A 259-nucleotide genomic window follows, 5' to 3' on the forward strand; every position below is an offset into this window, starting at 1 on the left:
GTGTTAGTGCCTGCGGCAATAGTAAATGACTTATTAAAAAATAGGCGGCCAGTGTCTTCATCTTCTGCGCCAACGCCACCACAGCTACCATTACTATTGGTCGTTAGGCCTTCAATTCCATCGGCTGTTTCTACATATGAACTGTCGGCATTAGCGGTTTCACTTTTTTGCATGTAAATACACATCTGGTATTCACCCAAGGGGACAGATTCGCCGCTTACCAGCGTAGCCACCTCGGCTCCTTGAACCGTCAGCAGAT

General features: G+C 47.5%; 1 pseudogene. It reads right to left on the reverse strand.

The window, feature by feature from the left end:
• Positions 1 to 259: pseudogene (locus MTCD1_RS19580) on the reverse strand (DUF4382 domain-containing protein); the annotation flags it as partial.

The sequence above is a fragment of the Colwellia marinimaniae genome (assembly GCF_002207865.1).
Lineage (GTDB): Bacteria > Pseudomonadota > Gammaproteobacteria > Enterobacterales > Alteromonadaceae > Colwellia > Colwellia marinimaniae.